This window comes from Mycobacterium sp. TH-M15, from assembly GCF_057473705.1.
The window spans coordinates 1-2,355 of the sequence record NZ_JBYCLB010000504.1; the positions used below are offsets into that span (position 1 = coordinate 1).

A 2,355-nucleotide genomic window follows, 5' to 3' on the forward strand; every position below is an offset into this window, starting at 1 on the left:
CAACTCGCTGGAGTGGGCGACCAGCTGCCCGCCGCCGCGGCACAACTTCACCGAGCTGCCCCGGATCCGTTCCGAGCGGCCGGCTTTCGAGCTGCACCACCCGCACATGGTGCAGCGATGCCGTGCCGAGATGAACATGAGGCACAAGAAAGCCGCCGCCGGGTGAGGTGAGCGGGCAGACGGACGTGGCCGTCGCCTACCCGAGCCCGGACCGGCTGCCCCGTCAGGTCATCGCGCCGCCGGTGCGCGGCTGATCGGCGCGCGACCGCACCGAGCCGGCCAGCTCGCTGCAGCGCTGCACCAGCGTGTTGAGTTCGGGCGCATCCGCTCCGGTGAGCGCCCGGTGCATCGCCCAGGCGATCCGGGCGGCCTGCCGTTTCGCCCGCTCGGCCAGCGGCCCGTCGTACATGTCGTCGACGGTGTCGTACCAGGTGGTCAGCCAGCGGATGAAATGCCCGGACGACAACTCGGTGCGCGCGTGCACCGGTCGGTGCACGTCCTGCACCCGGCCGTGGTAACGGCGGGTGTGGAACAACATCGTCTCCCAGAAGTCCGTCATCACCGGGATGTGCGCGTCCAGCCCGGTGACTTCGCGCACCCCGGCGAAGGGCCCGGCCAGGACGGCGTCGACCAGCACCTGCCCGTAGAAGCGCCGCAGCAGCGCCTGCACGTCGGCCCGGTCGGCGAGATCCCGGCCTGCGGCGAGCCCCGGCACGGCCAGCTCAGTCATCAACGATCACCCGGGCGACACACAGCTCGGGCTCGACGAACGGCTCCAGCTCGGCGCGCAGGTGCTGCCCTTGGCCGCTCTCGTCGTCGGCGCCGGGGTCGAGCAGCCCGCGCAGCAAACCCAGGTGCATGCTGCAACTCACCTCTGGGTGGCACTGGGCCAGGTCGCGGACCGGGCAGCCGTAGAGCCGCATGCTGCGCTCCCGGTCGCCGGCGACGACCGCGTCCAGCTCAGGGTCGAACCCCATCCGGTTGAAGACCTGGGTGATCGTCTGGGTCAACCCGTCGATGCCGCTGCTTGCCGGCCTGGACGGGCGCTCCGGGCCGACGGGTCGCTCGGCGAGGATCCGCTCGGCCCATTTGCGGCCGGCCCGCTCGGCGCGGGGCCGGCGTTCGGCGTCGGTCTCACCGAGCTCCATCGCCAGCACTTCGGCCAGGACCCGATAGTCCAGCCGCTCGCGGACCGCGGCGTAACCGGTGCGCGGACGCCCGACGCCGCCGCGCTTGATCCGGGTGCGGGCAACGGTGCCGTCCGCGCAGAGCGCGTCCAGGTGGAAACGCACCGTGGTGACGTGCAGGTCCATCAGGGCGGCGAGCTCGGTGGCGTCGACCGCCCCGTCGTGTTCGCGGACCAGCCGCAGCACCCGTTCCCGCTGCTGGTTGCGGGGTAACCGCTGGATGCGGCCCGGGTGACGCCGCTGCGTCGGTTGCTCGTGCATAGCTTCCGCCTTCCGGCCCCCCATTTAACGGACGTCGACAATTGATATTAACAGCAACCGGTCGTAACAGGTATCTGGGCGGTCGTCCCCCCGGCGCAGGTGTGGGTACCCTCATTGACGTGCTGCTGACGTCGCTGAACCCGGATTTTGCGGGTTGCGGTGACGTCGCCGATGCGATCCGGATCGGCGGCGCGACCCTGAGCCGTGGTGAGCTGGCCGGTGCCGCCGGTTCGGTGATCGCCGAGGCCGCCGGGGTGCAGCGGGTGGCGGTGCTGGCCGCTCCGACCGCGGCCACCGTTCTCGCGGTGACCGGTTGCCTGACCGCCGGGGTGGTGGTGGTGCCGGTGCCCGCCGACATCGGGGTGGCCGAGCGACGGCACATCCTGGCCGATTCGGCGGCGCAGGCATGGCTGGGCGAGCGGCCAGACGACCCGGACGGCCTGCCGCACATCCCGGTCCGGTGGGGGGCGGGCTCGGGCTCCGCGCCCGCCGAGCCGGCCGGTTCATGCGACACCGCGCTGATCATCTACACCTCCGGAACCACCGGGCCGCCCAAGGGTGTCCAGCTGAGCCGGCGGGCGCTGGCGGCAGATCTGGATGCGCTGGCCGACGCATGGCAGTGGACCGCCGACGACGTGCTGGTGCACGGGCTGCCGCTGTACCACGTGCACGGGCTGGTACTGGGCGTGCTCGGGTCGCTGCGGGTGGGAAACCGGTTGGTGCACACCGGCAAGCCGACCCCGGCCGGCTACGCGCAGGCCGGCGGGTCGCTGTACTTCGGGGTGCCCACCGTGTGGTCCCGGGTGGTCGCCGATCCCTCGGCCGCCGCCGCGCTCAGGGCCGCCCGGCTGTTGGTCTCCGGCAGTGCCGCGCTGCCGGTGCCGGTCTTCGCCCGGCTGGCCGAGCT

The 2,355-nt window shown here is 72.4% G+C and carries 3 protein-coding genes and 1 pseudogene; 2 read left to right on the forward strand and 2 right to left on the reverse strand.

Annotation, left to right across the window (positions count from 1 at the left end; all coding sequences use genetic code 11):
• Positions 1–166: pseudogene (locus AC2VNT_RS12325) on the forward strand (hypothetical protein); the annotation flags it as partial.
• Positions 167–223: 57 nt separating this feature from the next.
• Here AC2VNT_RS12325 and AC2VNT_RS12330 read toward each other — a convergent pair.
• Together AC2VNT_RS12330 and AC2VNT_RS12335 are read right to left on the reverse strand one after the other, a co-directional pair.
• Positions 224–730: a group III truncated hemoglobin gene (locus AC2VNT_RS12330; RefSeq protein ID WP_486947132.1), complete on the reverse strand. Its 507-nt coding sequence runs from the start codon at positions 728–730 to the stop codon at positions 224–226.
• Entirely contained in the window at positions 723–1,448 is a 726-nt protein-coding gene (locus tag AC2VNT_RS12335; RefSeq protein ID WP_486947133.1) for a helix-turn-helix transcriptional regulator, read from the reverse strand. The genes AC2VNT_RS12330 and AC2VNT_RS12335 overlap by 8 nt, the downstream gene beginning before the upstream one ends.
• 119 nt (positions 1,449–1,567) lie before the next feature.
• Between AC2VNT_RS12335 and AC2VNT_RS12340 the strand changes: the two genes are divergently transcribed.
• Positions 1,568–2,355 (forward strand): AMP-binding protein (locus tag AC2VNT_RS12340; RefSeq protein ID WP_486947134.1); only part of this gene is annotated, 788 nt, incomplete at its 3' end.